The sequence below is a fragment of the Hymenobacter humi genome, assembly GCF_042665855.1.
Lineage (GTDB): Bacteria > Bacteroidota > Bacteroidia > Cytophagales > Hymenobacteraceae > Hymenobacter > Hymenobacter humi.
The window spans coordinates 2,470,202-2,485,499 of the sequence record NZ_JBHTEK010000001.1; the positions used below are offsets into that span (position 1 = coordinate 2,470,202).

Consider the following 15,298-nt stretch of genomic DNA (forward strand, 5'->3'; position numbering starts at 1 on the left):
TACAAGTAGCGCGGACTTTTAGTCCGCGGAATGCCTGCTACACCTTTTGAGCGCGGACTGAAAGTCCGCGCTACATTCCCGCGCCGTCCGGCTCCCCTCTCTTTTGGAGAGGGGCCGGGGGTGAGGTTCCACGCAGCGTTGCGCATTCTAATTTGTAAGCCAGCCATTGTAGTCGAGCTTGGCTGCACCGACCTTTGCGGCACGGGGCTGTATGTCCGCCCCGGTTGAGTTGAATGCCTTATTCGATACGCTTCCGTGTAATTCTGGCCGTTTGTGGCATTTTATTGGGGGGATTCCTCGGTTGGCAATGGCCCAAAAAGCTCGGCGGACTCGCCGGTGTTGCGCGACGTAAGCATCCGTACCGATACGGCCGTTTACTTATTGAGCCGAAATACAGTGCCTGTGCAGGGCGTGGCCACGCAGTATTTCTGGTTTCGGCGCGACGATGAAACCGTGGAGCTGCGCCTGTACCCGGCCACGCCCGCCAGCTCCCGCCCGTTGCGCCTGCGCCGCACGCCCGACTATGCGCAGCTTGATTCCTTGACCAAGGAAGAGGATGGCAGCTTTCGCACCCGGCTCAAATTTCAGAATCTCACCACCGGCCACTTCCTGCGCCTGGTGGTGGAGCAGCCGTCCGATTCGGCGGGCCGGGAGCCGCGCCGCCAAGTGGTGCCGCTGCTGCCGCTGACGCGCACGACTTTGGCCCTGCGCGTAGCGGATACCGAGCTGTTTGTGGGTGAGGAAAAAGTTTTTGAGCTGACCAGCTCCAACGCACGCAACGTGCGCACCACCGGCGAGTGGGTGCGCGGTACCGACTTCGACTACCGCGTGGTGGCCGAGGCCAGCGGCTTGCTCCGGCTGCACGTGCTGCCCAACCAGGCTGGGCCAACGCACGCTGCTGGTGAAGCTGCAAACCGAGCGGCCCACCTTGCTGAGCGGCAGCCGCCTGAGCTACCAGCTGCCCGTGCTGCGGCAGGAGTTTAACGTGAAAGGGAGCCGCCTGAAGTTCCTGTCGCCCGACCAGCGCAGCGTGACCATGGACGACGTGAGCCGCCGCCGCGGCGTTGAGCTGATTCTGGACAACGGCCGCAGCTTCGATTTACACCGCACCTACCGCATTGAGGACCAGGAAGAGCCCGGCGGCTCCCTCATCGCCGAAGTGTACACGCGCCAGTACCTGAGCAACGACCGGGTGCTCTGCTACCTGCGCCCCTACAACACCCACCGCCAGACCGCCGGCTACCTCTACATCAAGGAAAACGACGTGGCCCGCTACATCACCAACCTCGATATCACGCCCCAAACCGTGGTGCGAAGCGTGCAGGTGCTGCACCGCGGCGGCGAATGGACGTCGTCGCTCAGCGTGAGCCCTGGCGAAATGGTGGACGTGCGCCTCGAAGGCGAGGGCCTGCAAAAGGCGCGCATGTCCTTCGAAGACCTGCCCATTATCCCCTCCGATTCGTCGGTGCGTACCGACGCTCGCCTGGTGTACCGGGTGATGGTGCCGGTGAATTTTTCCAAGCGCAAAAGCACGATTTACAACGCGGGGCAGCCCACCGGCTACGCCATTAGCGTGCGGGAATTCCAGCGGCCCCACCCGCTCGATTTTGTGTCGGTGAGCTACGGCGAGGCCACCCGGCCCGTTACCCGCCTCGGCGGCCCGGTGCTGTACAACGGCACCATCCGTGACGTCGTTTTTCAGTTTAACCCCAACGGCATCGACCAGGGCGAGCAGCTCTACGGCAAGCAGTTTCTGAGCTTCGAAGTGCGCACGCTCAACAGCAAAGGCGAGCTCATCGAGATGCGCAACGTCGACAACGTCGTCGTTTGCCCCGGCGACAATTCGCCCCGGTACGCCTTCTACACCGACAAGCAGTGCCGCACCGACCCGCTCAGCCTGAACTCCCTGCTGGGCCGCAAAACCTACGACCTCGACGACTGGAGCCGCATCCTCGTCACGGTGAAACACCAAACCGGACCCTATTCTGAACCAGGCTACACCCAGACGGTGGAACTCGTGCTCAAGCGCCGCTACAAGTTCGACATCGACGTGAGCTTCCCGGCCGGCCTGCTCACCCGCCGCGAAGATGAAAAAGGCTACGGCAACTTCGGCGGTATTTCGCTAGCCACGCTGGCTCAACTTAGCTTTTACAGCCCCGACAAAATCAACCGGCTGCGGCCGTATAAAATCGGCGCCGGCTTCGTGGCCCTCAACGCCTTCAACCTCAGCCCCACTGCCACCAGCGAGCGGGACCTGGGCGTGGTCATCCTCGGCTCGGTGTATCCCACGCGCCGCGACGCCAAGTTCACGTTCCCGTTGTACCTCGGCGGGGGCGCTTGCTGGGCGTGGGCAAGTGGTTCTACCTGCTTGGGCCGGGCATTGGGGTCCGACTGTAGCGCGCAAGGTTTCGCGAAGTTTAAAGGAAGTCTCGCAAAGTTTGACGTTTTGCCAAACTTTGCGAGACTTCCCTTTAACTCTGCGAAACCTTGCGCGCTATTGCAGCTTCATATCAGCAATAATGGCCGCGATTTTCTCCTGAGCCAGGCGCGTGGCCAGGTCGTAATCCACGGCAGAGTGCAGCGGTTGCTTCACGCTGAAATAGAACTTGATTTTGGGCTCGGTGCCGCTGGGGCGGGCCGAGATTTTGCTGCCGTCTTCGGTGATGAACTGGAGCACGTTGGAGCTTTCCAGGCCTGTATCGGTGGATATGCCCGTGTGCAGGTCGTGAATTTTACCGGTTTTGTAGTCCCGGATTTCCACCACCTTCAGTCCGGCGATGCTGGCGGGCGGGTTGGCGCGCAGCCCGGCCATCATTTCCTGGATTTCTTCGGCGCCGCGCTGGCCTTTTTGGTCAGCGAAATCAGGTCTTCCACGTAGAGGCCGTATTGCGCGTACATCTGCACCATTTCCTGGTACAGGGTGCGGCCCTGGTCCTTGGCCACGGCGGCCATTTCGGCAATCAGGGCGCAGGCCGACACAGCGTCTTTGTCGCGCACAAAGTCGCCGATGAGGAAGCCGTAGCTTTCCTCGCCGCCGCCGATGTAGGTTTCCACGCCTTCGAGGTCGCGGATGAGGCCGGCGATGTGCTTAAAGCCCGTGAGTGTCCGGTAGCTTTTTACATTGTGCGCGCGGGCGATGTCGCCGAGGATTTCGCTCGTCACGATGGTGTAGACGATGAAGTCCTTGGGCGTGGTCTGGCCGGCACGGTGGCGGGCCGAGAGCAGGTAATAGGTGAGCAGGGCAGCGGTCTGGTTGCCGTTGAGCAGCACCCACTCGCCCTTGTCGTTTTTCACGCCCACGCCTACGCGGTCCGCGTCGGGGTCGGTGGCCAGCACGATGTCGGCGTCCTGGGCCTGGGCCTGGTCGAGGGCCAGCTGCATGGCGCTTTTCTCCTCCGGGTTCGGCGACTGCACGGTGGGGAAATTGCCGTCGGGCGTGGCCTGGGCTTCCACAATGCTCACGTTGGTGAACCCGAATTCCCGCAGCAAGCCCGGCACCAGCGTAATGCCCGAACCGTGGATGGGCGTGTACACAATCTTCAAATCGTGCTGGCGCCGAATGGCGGCCGGGTCGATGCTGAGCTGGCGCGCCCGGGCAAAATACCGGGCGTCGAGGTCCTGCCCAATGCTGATGATTTTCGAGGGGTCGGCTTCAAATTTTACCTCGCCGACGCTGGTGATTTTATTCACCTCGATGATGATGTTTTTGTCGTGCGGGGCCACCACCTGGGCGCCGTCGTTCCAGTATACTTTATAGCCGTTGTACTCCTTGGGGTTGTGCGACGCCGTTATCACACAGCCGCTTTGGCAGCCCAATTCGCGGATGGTAAACGACAGCTCGGGCGTGGGGCGCAGCGCCTCAAACAAGTACACGATGATGCCATTGGCCGAGAAAATGCCGGCCGCAATTTGCGCAAATTCGGCGCTGTTGTTCCGGCTGTCGTGGGCAATGGCCACCTTGATTTCCTGGCCCGGAAAACTCTGAATCAAATAATTGCACAAGCCCTGCGTGGCCATGCCCAGCGTGTAGCGGTTCATGCGGTTAGAGCCCGGGCCCATGATGCCGCGCAGGCCGCCCGTGCCGAATTCGAGGGAGCGGTAGAAGGCGTCGGTCAGGGCTTCGTGGTGGCCGCTGGCCACCATTTCGCGGATTGCGAGCCTGGGTTTGGGAGTCGTAGTCGGGCGTGAGCCACGCATCAACGGTCTTCTGGATTTCGGGAGAAAGGGCCATGGGAAAGGGAAAGGTGTGAGGGCAGGAAATGTAGAGACGCATATCGGCGCCTTGTCGTTGAAGCGTTGGCCGGGGCCCGCGTTCAGTGACAAGACGCAAATATGCGTCTCTACGGATAATTCAACCTATAAATTGCCGCGCAGGGCCTGCTCGCGCTCAATGCTTTCGAACAAGGCCTTGAAATTGCCTTTGCCGAAGCTCTTGGCGCCTTTGCGCTGAATGATTTCGTAGAAAACAGTGGGCCGGTCCTCCACGGGCTTGGTGAAAATCTGCAGCAGGTAGCCTTCCTCGTCGCGGTCCACGAGCAGATTGAGCTCCTTGATGGAAGCCAGGTCTTCGTCGATGGCGCCAATGCGGTCGAGCAGGTCGTCGTAATAGGTGCCGGGCACCGAGAGGAATTCCACGCCGCGGCGGCGCAGCTCCGTCACGGTGGCGCGAATGTCGTTGGTGGCGATGGCGATGTGCTGCACGCCGGGCGAGTGGTAGTAGTCGAGGTACTCCTCAATCTGCGATTTTTTCTTGCCTTCCGCCGGCTCGTTGATGGGGAATTTCACGTAGCCGTTGCCGTTGCTTACCACCTTGCTCATCAGGGCCGAGTACTCGGTGCTGATGTCTTCGTCGTCGAAGGTGAGCAGGAGCTTGAAGCCCATCACGTCCTCGTAGAATTTCACCCAGGTGTTCATTTCGCCCCAGCCCACGTTGCCCACGCAGTGGTCCACGTGCAGCAGGCCCACGGGCGTGCCCTGCGGCACCAGGCTTTTCTTGGCTACGAAGCCCGGCATGAAGGGCCCCGTGTAGTTGGTGCGCTCCACGAAGGTGTGCACGCTCTCGCCGTAGGTGTAGATGCCGGCCAGCGTGACGGAGCCGTACTCGTCTTCGATGGTGTAGGGCTCGAACGCCACGCGGGCGCCGCGCTTGGTGGTTTCTTCAAACGATTTGCGGGCGTCGTCCACCCACAGGGCCATCACCTTCACGCCGTCGCCGTGCTGGGCCACGTGCCGCGTGATGTCGGAATCGGGCAGGAGGGAAGTGGTGAGCACCAGCCGGATTTTGCCCTGCTGCAGCACGTAGCTGGCGCGGTCGCGCAATCCTGTTTCGGGGCCGGCGTAGGCCACCAGGCTCGTAGCCGAAAGCGGCCTGGTAGTAGTAAGCCGACTGCTTGGCGTTGCCGACGTAAAATTCAACAAAGTCGGTGCCTTTCAGGGGCAGGAAGTCCTGGGCGGGTTGGGCCAGCACTTCGGGCGAGGTCATGGTTTGCATGGGTGGGACGGGGTGGGTGAGGGGTGGGGATGGTCGGGTAAAAATACGGTTTCGGAAATAATGTAGGCCGATGCAAAAAAAATGATAGCGGGCCGCGGCGTGTGTTTAGCAAATCATCCCCATTTTTGTGCCCAATCATCTGCCTTAGCGCTCCCATGAATACCGAAGAACTAAACCGCGCCCTTGTGGCCCTGATTGAAAAGAAGGCCGAGCTGCACACCCTCACCTACGACGACGCCCGCTACGACGACGTGGAAGAAGCCCTGCACGACCTGGAGGACGACTTCAACGACGAGTACGGCGACTTCCTCGAATCGGCGCTCGACAAGGTGCACACCGACCTGAAGTCGGACACCGACGTGCTGCTGCCCACGGCCTACCTGCCCAGCAACCCCGGCTCCACGCCCTCGCCCAAAGAAGGCGTGTGGGTCGATTCGGAGAAGTACCCCGGCAAGGAAGCCCGCATCACGCTGATACCTAACCCTGTGCGCATCATGCTCACCGTCGGCAAGCAGGTGCAGCAGGAACTATGGAAGGCGTAACGCTTCGCTTAATTTGGAATGAGGAGTGAAAAATGAAGAATTGGGCTTTATTTCAGCCTGGGTAATCTTCATTCTTCACTCCTCATTCTTCATTAAACACAGTGTTATACCGCATTGCCGAACCTGCCGACTGGCAGCAAGCCCAGCAAACCGGCTTTTTTGCCAGCCCCGATTTAGCAGCCGAAGGCTTTATTCATTCTTCGGAAAAGCACCAGATACTCGAAACGGCCCGCCGGTATTATGCCGGGCGGGCCGATTTGTTTTGCTGGAATGGGACGAAGCGGCCCTGGCCACGGCCGGCGTACGCGTGGAGCGCGAGTGGGTGGCCTCTCGTGGGGAGGCATTTGCCCACGTATTTGGGCCGGTGCCGCTGGCGGCCGTGCGGCGCGTGTGGCCCTTTGCCGCGGATGCGCAGGGCACCTTTTGCTTGCCGCCTGATCTGTCGGGTAGGGGAGCGGGGTAGTGACGTTTTGCAGGCGTTATACTCGTCGCGGAGAGGAATGCGAGCGGTGTAGAGACGCGAACCAGCGAGTATCGGCGGTGGACCATGCCGAAACGGCGCGGTCCCGGAGACGCGATGAGTTGCGTTTCTACATCAGCCCACCAATTTTTCGCATTCCTCTTCGCGGCCTATGGTACACCTTTTGTGGTGAGCAAACGAGGGTTGGGAGTCTCGATAACACAAAAAATGGATTAAAAAGCTAACCCGGGCCGGGCGGGCAGTTGGCTGTGGCTTCCAGAATCAATCAGGCACTGCCTTGCGCAACAACCAAGCTGGCTGTGCGTAGCTTTACTTAAACCGGCTGGTAATGCCCCTTTAGAAGTGGCCAGCCCCACTAAGTTCCGGTCTTCAAATGCGGTGTTTGGCTCTGCTTCTTACGGAGAGCCCGCCTACCGGTTCGCCAATTTACTTATCCTTCTATGCCCGCAGAGCTACCTTATCCTGCCATATTCAAGTTCTGTATATCACTCCTCCCAAATACCAAATCATTGGTTAACAGTAGTGTAAAAATGCCCGCCAAGCGGGTGCAATTGGCTGCTGGTTGGCTACTCACGTTGGCCTTCATGTTGGTGTTGCTAGCCGGCGCGGCCACCACCGCCCTGGCTCAGACCCGCGAGTGCAACCAGGACGATAGGGCCATCAATCAATGGTATTTTGGCTATAAGGCTGGGTTGGACTTCAACGCGGCCACGGACTCCATTCCGCCCTCGGCGCTAACCGATGGCCAGATGGATGCCCCCGCCGGCTCCGGGGTGATGTCGGATAAAGACGGCAAGATTCTCTTCTACAGCAACGGCGAAACCGTCTGGAGCCGTAACCATGCCGCGATGCCCAACGGGACTGGGCTGGACGGCAACCGCCTGACCACTGACGGCCCGTTGGCCATCCGCAAGCCGGGCAGCCCAATCACTTCTGGAGGACCTACGAGCTACTACCTCTTTACCCAAGATGCGCAGGGTGGCCCCAAGGGCTTAAGCTATTCCGAAATTGTTATTCCCCCCGGGGGCCAGGGCGATGTAGTTGCGGCCACCAAGAACCAGCGCCTCACCCTGGGTACTACTGAAAAGATGACGGGTGTGCTGCATAAAGACGGCTGCGATGTTTGGATAATTGTGCACGGTTGGGGAACGGCGACTTCCGGCTATGAGAACCGGGGTGATTCTTTTCTGGCGTACCGCGTGAGGCCGACTGGCGTCGATAATATTCCGGTGGTTTCAACCATCGGAGCGCTGCATGCACCGAGCGCCGCGGCCCAGGGCTACCGCGGCCAAATGAAAGCGTCGCTCGACGGGGAACGGCTGGCCGTGGCCCGCTTCAGCGAAACGCCGGGCGATAGTAATAACAGTACCGTTGAGCTATTCGACTTCGATGCAGCCACGGGCAAGGTCAGCAACCGCCGCGTCATCGAGAGCGGGGCTGGCCCTTACTACGGCGTCGAGTTTTCGTTTAGCCGCAGCCGGCTCTACGCCACCGTGCTGGCCACCGCGCTGAGCCCTACCCAGCTGCTGCAATTTGATTTGAATGTCGGCAACGTGCCGGCCAGCAAGCAAGTCCTTCCGCTCCAGCAAAAGGCCCCCGTTAACCTGGGCTCCCTGCAGGCGGCGCCCGATGGCAAGATTTACGTGGCCCGCGAAAATCAGCCCGCGCTGGGCTTCATCAGCTACCCCGACTCGCTGGGGGCCAATGCGCGCTATGTCGATGACGGCGTGCAGTTGGGGGCCGCCGCAGCGGCCTGGGATTGCCCAACTTCAGCCAAACCTCGTTGCTGCGCGTGGGCTTCTCGTTCAAGTTCACGGCTTGCCGGGAGATTTCCTTTCAGGCCAACTCGCCCGTGCCCAACCCGGATTCTTACGAATGGATATTCAAAAAGCCGGACGGGACCGTTCTCGGCACTTCGGCGGCGGCAAACCCCGTATTTACCTTCCCGGCACCTGCCGGCTACTACAACTTAACCTTACGCGTCACCAAAGCCTGCTTCTGCCGCGAAGTTAACGGCAGCATTTTCGTGCCCGGTCCGCCTACCCCGGGGAGCATTGGGGCTCCCCAAGCGCTGTGCGCGGGCGCGACGCCAATGCCGCTCACCAGCAGCGCCCCGGCCGGCGCCGGCACCGGTGAGTTCAGCTACCAGTGGCAATCGTCGCCGGATAATTCAACTTGGACCGACATCAGCGGGGCCAACGGTCTGAATTTCACTCCTGGCCCCCTGACCGCCACCACCTACTTCCGCCGGGTGGTGACCTCGGGCTTTTGCGGGCCACGCACCCCACGACGTCTGTCGCGATTACCGTCCCCGTGTTGGCTGGAAGCATTGCTGCCGACCAAACGGTATGTGCTGGCAGCCCCGTGGCGCCGTTCAGCAGCACCGCCCCGGCCACGGGCGGCGATGGTAAGTTTGCTTACCAGTGGCAATCCTCGCCGGATAAAAGCACTTGGATGGACATTCCCGGAGCCGTCGGCGAAACGTTCGCGCCGGGTCCGCTCACGGCCACGACCTACTACCGGCGGCGGGTGACGTCGGGCACCGGCACCTGTGCGACCGCCTTTGCCAACGCCGTGGCGGTGCAGGTGCAGCCCGTCGTGACGCCCGCCGTGACCCTGGCGGCCCCACCCGCGCAGTGTCCCGGCACGCCGCTCACCTTCACGGCCGTGGCTACCAACGCGGGTGCCGCGCCTACGTTCCGTTGGCTCGTCAACAACGTGGCCGTGGCCAGCGGGCCCACGTTCACCAGCAGCACGCTGGTGACCGGCGACCAGGTGCGGGTGGAGGTCACGCCCTCGACCGGGCAGTGCAGCACGGGCCCGGCCACGGCCACCGTCGCGGTGACGCGCACGCCCACGCCGCCGCTGCCCACGCTCGCCATTGCCGTGCAGCCGAACGGGCAGGTGTGCCCAGGCGAGCCGTTGACCTTCAGCATCGCGAGCGTAACCGGGGCAGGCCCGGCCCCCGACTACCAGTGGCAGGTCAACGGCACGGACATAGCCGGCGCCACGGGGCCGGTCTTTACCAGCACCACGCTGCGCGACGGCCAGACCGTGACGCTGCGCCTGCGCACGACCAACGCGTGCGGCCAGGCCGCGACGGCTGTTTCCAATGGCATAACCGTGCGCGTTATGCCGCCGATGGTGGATGCCGGCCCCGATAAGGAGGTTCTGGCCGGCACCTCCGTGCGGCTGGAAGGCCGCGCCGACGGCAATTACCCCGTGACCTGGACCCCGAGTACGGGGCTCACTTTCCCCGACAACGACCCGCTGCGGCCCCGGGCGGCGCCCGCCGTGACCACCACCTACACGCTCACCGGTGGCACCGGTGGCTGCGCCTCCTCCGACCAGGTAACGGTGACCGTGCGCCCGCCCATCCGCATCCCCAACGCCTTCACGCCCAACGGCGACGGCCGCGACGACACCTGGGAGATTGAGTTCATAGATCAGTTCCCGGACAATACCGTGAACGTGTTCAACCGCTGGGGCAACCGGGTCTTTTCGGCCACCAGCTACGGCCGAGCCAACGGGTGGAAAGGCGACATCAACGGTCAGCCCGCCCCGGTCGGCACCTATTACTACGTGCTCGTGACGAAGGGCCCGCTGGGCCGCTCCTACACCGGCTCGCTGACGGTTCTGTATTAACCAACGCGCCGCGCGGAGCCGCCCCGCCTGCTTCCTCCCCCGACAATTAGGCACCGAATGCTATGAAAACAGCCCTCCCTTTGCTGCTCCCGCTGCTGCTGGCCGCCGCGCCGGCCCGGGCCCAGCAGCAGGCGCAGTACAGCCAGTACATGAACAACAACTACCTCCTGAACCCGGGCGCCACCGGGGTGGAGGATTACATCGACGTCAAGTTCAGCTACCGCACCCAGTGGACGGGCCTGGAGGGGGCGCCCAAAACCTACTACGCCAGCGCCAGTTCCTCGCTGGGCAAGTGGCGCAGCACCCCCAAGCGCACCATCCGCGACCGGCGCCGGCCGTTTCATGCGGTGGGCGGCCTCGTGTACAAAGACGAGACCGGGCCCACGAGCCGGACGGGCGCCTACCTTTCTTACGCCTACAACCTGGTGCTGATGCCCGACCTGCGGTTGGCGCTGGGCGCGTCGGCGGGCATGCAGCAGTTTGCCGTCGACGGGCAGCAGCTGCACTTGACCAGACCACCCGCGCTGGCAGCGCCGCCTCGCGGGTGCTGGATGGGTCGGTGGGCCTGTGGCTGTACAGCTCCAAGTTCTACGTAGGCGTGTCCGGCGCGCAGGTGCTGGGCAACCAGGCTCAACTTCTCCTACGGGCCCGACCAGACGGGCGAGGGCGCGCCCGGCAACACGCTGAAGCGGCACTACTTCGCCACGGCCGGGGCGCGGGTGCCGCTCAACGACGACTGGTCGCTGGTGCCGTCGGTGCTGGTGAAGGCTGTGAGCCCGGCCCCGGTATCGGTCGACCTCAACGCCAAACTCAAGTACCAGGACCTGCTGTGGCTCGGGGCCTCGTGGCGGGCCTTCGATTCGGCCGTGGCCATGGTGGGCCTGAGCTACGAGCAGTACACGCTGGGCTATTCCTACGATGCAGGACTCTCTGAGCTGGCCGGCTACCACGGCGGCAGCCACGAAGTGCTGCTGGGCTTGCGGCTGAAGAAAAAGCCCAGGTGGTGTGCACCAACCGGTTTTGGTAGGGGAGGGCCCTCCACGACAGTGGCTGTTGGCCTTTGAATCAATTCTTTAAAAGGTATTTGCCTAAACAGGGAGCGCCGATATCGATGCAACCAACCGTCGCAATTCGGCATCTTCTCCTGAGAAGCACCTTCCCTTAACCCGGTCATATGCTGTCTTTCTACTTGCTCCGTTTGCCTTTGCTGGCACTGGCTGGCCTGGCCACCGCGGCCTGTGCGCCCACTTATCAGCTTGGCCTGAAGCCGGCCCGGCCCACCGGCCTCTACAACGAGGGCCGCGAACAGGCGCTGGCCGTGGGCGACAGCGTGGAAGTGCGCCTGAGCTTCGTGTGCTACGAGCCCACGCGGGTGGTGTTTGAGGCCGAGTACTTCAACCCCACCAAACGCCGGCTCGTGGTCGACCCGGCTGCCTTTCAGTACCAGGCCAGCCGCGTAGCGCCGCCTGAACCGTCCCCTGGCCAGAAAGCCAGGCGGCCCAAGCCCCTGCCCGGCGCGGAGGTGACGGCCGCCGAAGCAGCCGCCAGCATGGCCCTGCCGCTGCCCCCGCTGCCGCCGCAAGCCGTGGCGGCGTTCGACCCCGAACCAGAAATCACAGCCCTGCGTGAAAAGGCCGACAAAGAAGCTGCCAAAGCGGCCCGCATCGATTGGCTGGGGCTGGCCCTGGGTGCCGCCAGCCTCGCTACCGATGTGGCCAGCATCGGCAAGCGCGAAACCTCGGCGCAGGTCCAAAGCCGGGCCGCCATTCACGACGCGGCCGTGACCTACAGCGCCATTTCCACGGCCGCCAAAATTGGGCACGCTGTGGCGGCGGAGGTGATGCAGCAGCGCGCCGCCAACCTGCAGGAATATGCCCTACGCAAGGTAACCCTGGAGCCCGGCTATGAAGTGCGTGGCTACCTCTACTTCCCGCGCTACGACGCAGCCGATGGCTTGGTGGTGAAAGCGCCGGTGGGTAGCCGGGCCGTGCCGCTGGAATTCGTGCAGGTGCGCCGGCGGCGCTAGGATAAGGCCGGAACGACAAACTCCCCTCCTCAGATGAGGAGGGGTTTTGCGCGAGCAAAAACGGGAGTGGTTGAAGCCCTTGAACGACACCCGAACGATGCGGGCGCAAGTTGTTCACCGGCTTCAACCACCCCCGTCCAAGCCTTTGGCTCGAACATCCCCTCCTTAAAAAAGGAGGTTTGATGTTCTTCTTATCCCAGGCTCGGCCAGTTCCAGCCAGCGTTCTTCTTTCTGGCTCAATTCCTTTTCCAGGGCTTGCAGGCGGGCGCCCCAGGCAGCGAAGTCCTGCGGGCTGCCGCTGCCGCCGTTCAGGTTGGCGGTGAGCTGTTCCTTTTCGGTTTCCAGCGTGGCCATGGCTTTTTCGAGCCTGCTCGTACTCCTTCTTCTCAGCGAAGGTGGCACGGCGCTTGGCCGGCGATGGGGCCACGAAGGTACTCACGGCCGCGGGGGTAATGGCCGCTTTGGCCGCGGCGCGAGCGGCTTTGGCAGCCTTTTCTTCAGCTTCCAGGGCGGCTTCGGTCTCGCGCTCGGCGAGGTATTCGCGGTAGTCGGTGTAGTTGCCGGGGAAATTCAGGACGGCCCCACCGGGCTCGAGCACGAAGAGGTGCTCGGCGAGGTGGTCGAGGAAGTACCGGTCGTGGCTCACGATGAGCAGGCAGCCGGTGAAGTGCAGCAGAAAGTCTTCCAGAATGTTGAGCGTGGCCAGGTCCAGGTCGTTGGTGGGCTCGTCAAGAATCAGGAAGTTGGGGTTTTTGATGAGCACGCGCAGCAGCTGCAGGCGCCGCTTTTCGCCGCCGCTCAGCTTGCTCACCAGCGTGTACTGCTGGGCCGGCGGGAACAGGAACAGGTTCAGGAACTGGCTGGCCGTGAGCACGTCGCCGTTGGCCAGTTCCACCACTTCGGCCACTTCCTTCACGATGTCGATGACGCGCTGCTCGGGGTCGAATTCCAGCTCGGTCTGGGTGTAGTAGCCAAACACGGTGTTCGTGCCCACGTCGATGGTGCCGGAATCGGGCTTCAGCTTGCCCGTGAGCATGTTGAGAAGCGTGGATTTACCCGCGCCGTTTGGCCCAACGAGGCCAATCCTGTCTTTCTTCTTGAAGACGTAGCTGAAATCATTCAGTACCACGTTGTCCCCAAACTTTTTGTTTAGGCTGTCGGCTTCGATGATTTTGCCGCCCTGGCGGGTGGTTTTCACGCTCAGCTCTACCTGCTGCTTGTTGAGGTTGGTGCTGGCCTTTTCCTTGGTTACGTAGAAGGCGTCGATGCGGGCTTTTTGCTTGGTGCCGCGGGCCTGGGGCATGCGGCGCATCCAGTCGAGCTCCTTTTTGAAGAGCTGACGAGCCTTTTCTACTTCCACGGTTTCGCGCATTTCGCGGTCGGCCTTCTTCTCCACAAAGTAGGCGTAGTTGCCCTGGTAGCGGTACATCTGGCCCTTGTCGAGCTCCACGATTTCGTTGGCCACTTTGTCGAGGAAGTACCGGTCGTGGGTCACCATTAGCAGGGTGAGGCTGGGCGAGTTCAGCCGGTTTTCGAGCCACTCGATGGTGTCGAGGTCCAAGTGGTTGGTCGGTTCGTCGAGCAGCAGCACGTCGGGTTCTTCGATGAGGACGCGGGCCAGGGCCACGCGCTTGCGCTGCCCGCCCGAAAGCTGGCTCACGTTGCGGGTCAGCAGCTCGCCCAGGATGCCCAGCTTGCCCAGAATCTGCTGCACCTGCGCCTCATAGTCCCAGGCATTGAGCGAATCCATCCGCTCCATCACGCGTTGTAGGTCGTCGGACTTGTGGTTGGGGTCGTTGATGACGTGCTCGTACTCCTTGATGGCCTTGAGCGTGTCGTTCTGGCTGGCGAAGATGGTTTCTTCCACGCTCAGGCTCTCGTCGAACACGGGCTGCTGACCCAGGTAAGTCACGCGGATGCCCTTGCGCACGCTCACCAGGCCGGTGTCGGGGATTTCGAGGCCGGCCAGCACGCGCAAAAGCGTGGTTTTGCCGGTGCCGTTGATGCCCACGAAGGCCACACGCTGACCTTGCTGCAGGCCAAAATTCAAGTCTTTAAACAGCCAGCGGTCGGCGTAATTCTTCGAGATATTCTCGGCGGATAACAGGTTCATAGTTTGCAAAGGTAGGGCCGTTGGGGCCGGCGATTGGTGGGCAATCAACGGGGAGAAGGAATTGAGCCGGACAAGCGTTGAGCTTCACAGCGGGCCGCGGCCCAACTGCCTCCTGGCAAAAAGCGCGCGTTGGGCTGGAACTGCGTGTGGCGCGCGGTGTTTTAACTAGCCCAATTCCGGCAGCTTTTTTGCCTCCCGCCGTTTCCGGCCCGATTTATCTATCAAAGTCAGTTTGCCTCCATGAAAGTGCCCCAATTCCTAATTACCTCTTGGTTGATTGTGCTCTTATCCGCGTCGGGCTTTACCGGTCTGGCCCAAACGGCTCCTCCTAAAAGGGCGTCTCAAGCCGCGTCCTCTGCGGTTGGGACGGCTGCCCGGGGCGTGGCTATAGGCCCCAAAAAGCGCCTGGTCTTCTTCGGCAACAGCCTCACCGCCGGCTACGGCGTATCACACCAAAGCAACTTGCCGAGCCTGATTGCCCAGAAAATTGATTCGGCCGGCCTGCATTACCAGGTAATCAACGCCGGGGTGAGCGGCGAAACCACGGCCGGCGGCCTGCGCCGCGTGGGCTCCGTGCTGCGCCAGCCGGTGGACGTGTTTGTGCTGGAGCTGGGCTCCAATGACGTCTTTCGTTTTACCCCGGTGGCTGAAATCCGGAGCAACCTGCAGGGCATTATCGCGGCCGTGCGCCAGAAAAATCCCCGCGCGCAAATCGTCATTGCCGGTATGCAGATTCCCGGGGACTTTGGCCCGGGCTACGTCAGCGAGTTTCAGTCGCTTTTCCGGGAAGTGGCAGCCAAGAACCGGGCCGCACTGATTCCTTACCTACTGGAGGACGTGGGCGGCGTGCCCGAGCTGAACCAGGAAGACGGCATTCATCCCACCGCCACCGGCTACCGCGTGGTAGCCCGCACCGTATGGAGCACGCTGGCCCCGCTGCTGCAGGCCAAAACGCTGGCCAACTAAGACTTAATTGTTAGCTCAAGCGGCCGTGAACTCG

The 15,298-nt window shown here is 62.1% G+C and carries 9 protein-coding genes and 3 pseudogenes; 9 read left to right on the forward strand and 3 right to left on the reverse strand.

Annotated elements, in window-relative coordinates; genetic code table 11:
• Nucleotides 1-336 precede the first annotated feature (336 nt).
• On the forward strand, nt 337-984 hold the full coding sequence (locus ACFQT0_RS13885; RefSeq protein ID WP_380203588.1) for a hypothetical protein: 648 nt from the start codon (nt 337-339) through the stop codon (nt 982-984).
• The gene (locus tag ACFQT0_RS13890; protein WP_380203590.1) at nt 902-2,878 is read left to right on the forward strand and encodes a hypothetical protein; all 1,977 of its coding nucleotides are present in this window, start codon (nt 902-904) and stop codon (nt 2,876-2,878) included. Before ACFQT0_RS13885 ends, ACFQT0_RS13890 begins: the two co-directional genes overlap by 83 nt.
• On the opposite strand, the gene ACFQT0_RS13895 is transcribed toward ACFQT0_RS13890, so the two are convergent.
• Together ACFQT0_RS13895 and hppD are read right to left on the reverse strand one after the other, a co-directional pair.
• Nucleotides 2,812-4,143 (reverse strand): phospho-sugar mutase, encoded by a 1,332-nt coding sequence (locus tag ACFQT0_RS13895; protein WP_380203592.1) that lies wholly within the window; start codon nt 4,141-4,143, stop codon nt 2,812-2,814. The two genes, ACFQT0_RS13890 and ACFQT0_RS13895, sit on opposite strands and share 67 nt — an antisense overlap.
• Nucleotides 4,144-4,356: 213 nt before the next feature.
• Nucleotides 4,357-5,491 (reverse strand): annotated as a pseudogene (gene hppD, locus ACFQT0_RS13900) (4-hydroxyphenylpyruvate dioxygenase).
• Nucleotides 5,492-5,646: 155 nt separating this feature from the next.
• Between hppD and ACFQT0_RS13905 the strand changes: the two are divergent.
• From ACFQT0_RS13905 to ACFQT0_RS13930, 6 genes and pseudogenes are all read left to right on the forward strand, one after another.
• Nucleotides 5,647-6,033, forward strand: coding sequence for a hypothetical protein (locus tag ACFQT0_RS13905; protein ID WP_210517140.1), 387 nt, complete (start codon nt 5,647-5,649; stop codon nt 6,031-6,033).
• A 101-nt stretch (nt 6,034-6,134) separates the two neighbouring features.
• Nucleotides 6,135-6,236: pseudogene (locus ACFQT0_RS13910) on the forward strand (DUF952 domain-containing protein); the annotation flags it as partial.
• A 59-nt stretch (nt 6,237-6,295) separates the two neighbouring features.
• Entirely contained in the window at nt 6,296-6,496 is a 201-nt protein-coding gene (locus ACFQT0_RS13915; protein ID WP_380206169.1) for a hypothetical protein, read from the forward strand.
• 602 nt (nt 6,497-7,098) lie between these two features.
• Entirely contained in the window at nt 7,099-8,487 is a 1,389-nt protein-coding gene (locus ACFQT0_RS13920; RefSeq protein ID WP_380203594.1) for a hypothetical protein, read from the forward strand.
• Nucleotides 8,488-8,830: 343 nt separating this feature from the next.
• Nucleotides 8,831-10,159, forward strand: a complete 1,329-nt coding sequence (locus ACFQT0_RS13925; protein ID WP_380203596.1) for a gliding motility-associated C-terminal domain-containing protein — start codon at nt 8,831-8,833, stop codon at nt 10,157-10,159.
• Nucleotides 10,160-10,221: 62 nt separating this feature from the next.
• Nucleotides 10,222-11,223: pseudogene (locus ACFQT0_RS13930) on the forward strand (PorP/SprF family type IX secretion system membrane protein).
• A gap of 639 nt (nt 11,224-11,862) precedes the next feature.
• Here the strand turns inward: ACFQT0_RS13930 and ACFQT0_RS31660 are convergent.
• Nucleotides 11,863-14,298 carry an ATP-binding cassette domain-containing protein gene (locus tag ACFQT0_RS31660; protein ID WP_449272065.1) on the reverse strand — a complete coding sequence of 812 codons (2,436 nt, stop codon included), beginning with the start codon at nt 14,296-14,298 and terminating at the stop codon, nt 11,863-11,865.
• Nucleotides 14,299-14,679: 381 nt separating this feature from the next.
• Between ACFQT0_RS31660 and ACFQT0_RS13950 the strand changes: the two genes are divergently transcribed.
• On the forward strand, nt 14,680-15,264 hold the full coding sequence (locus ACFQT0_RS13950) for an arylesterase (RefSeq protein ID WP_380203600.1): 585 nt from the start codon (nt 14,680-14,682) through the stop codon (nt 15,262-15,264).
• Nucleotides 15,265-15,298 lie beyond the last annotated feature (34 nt).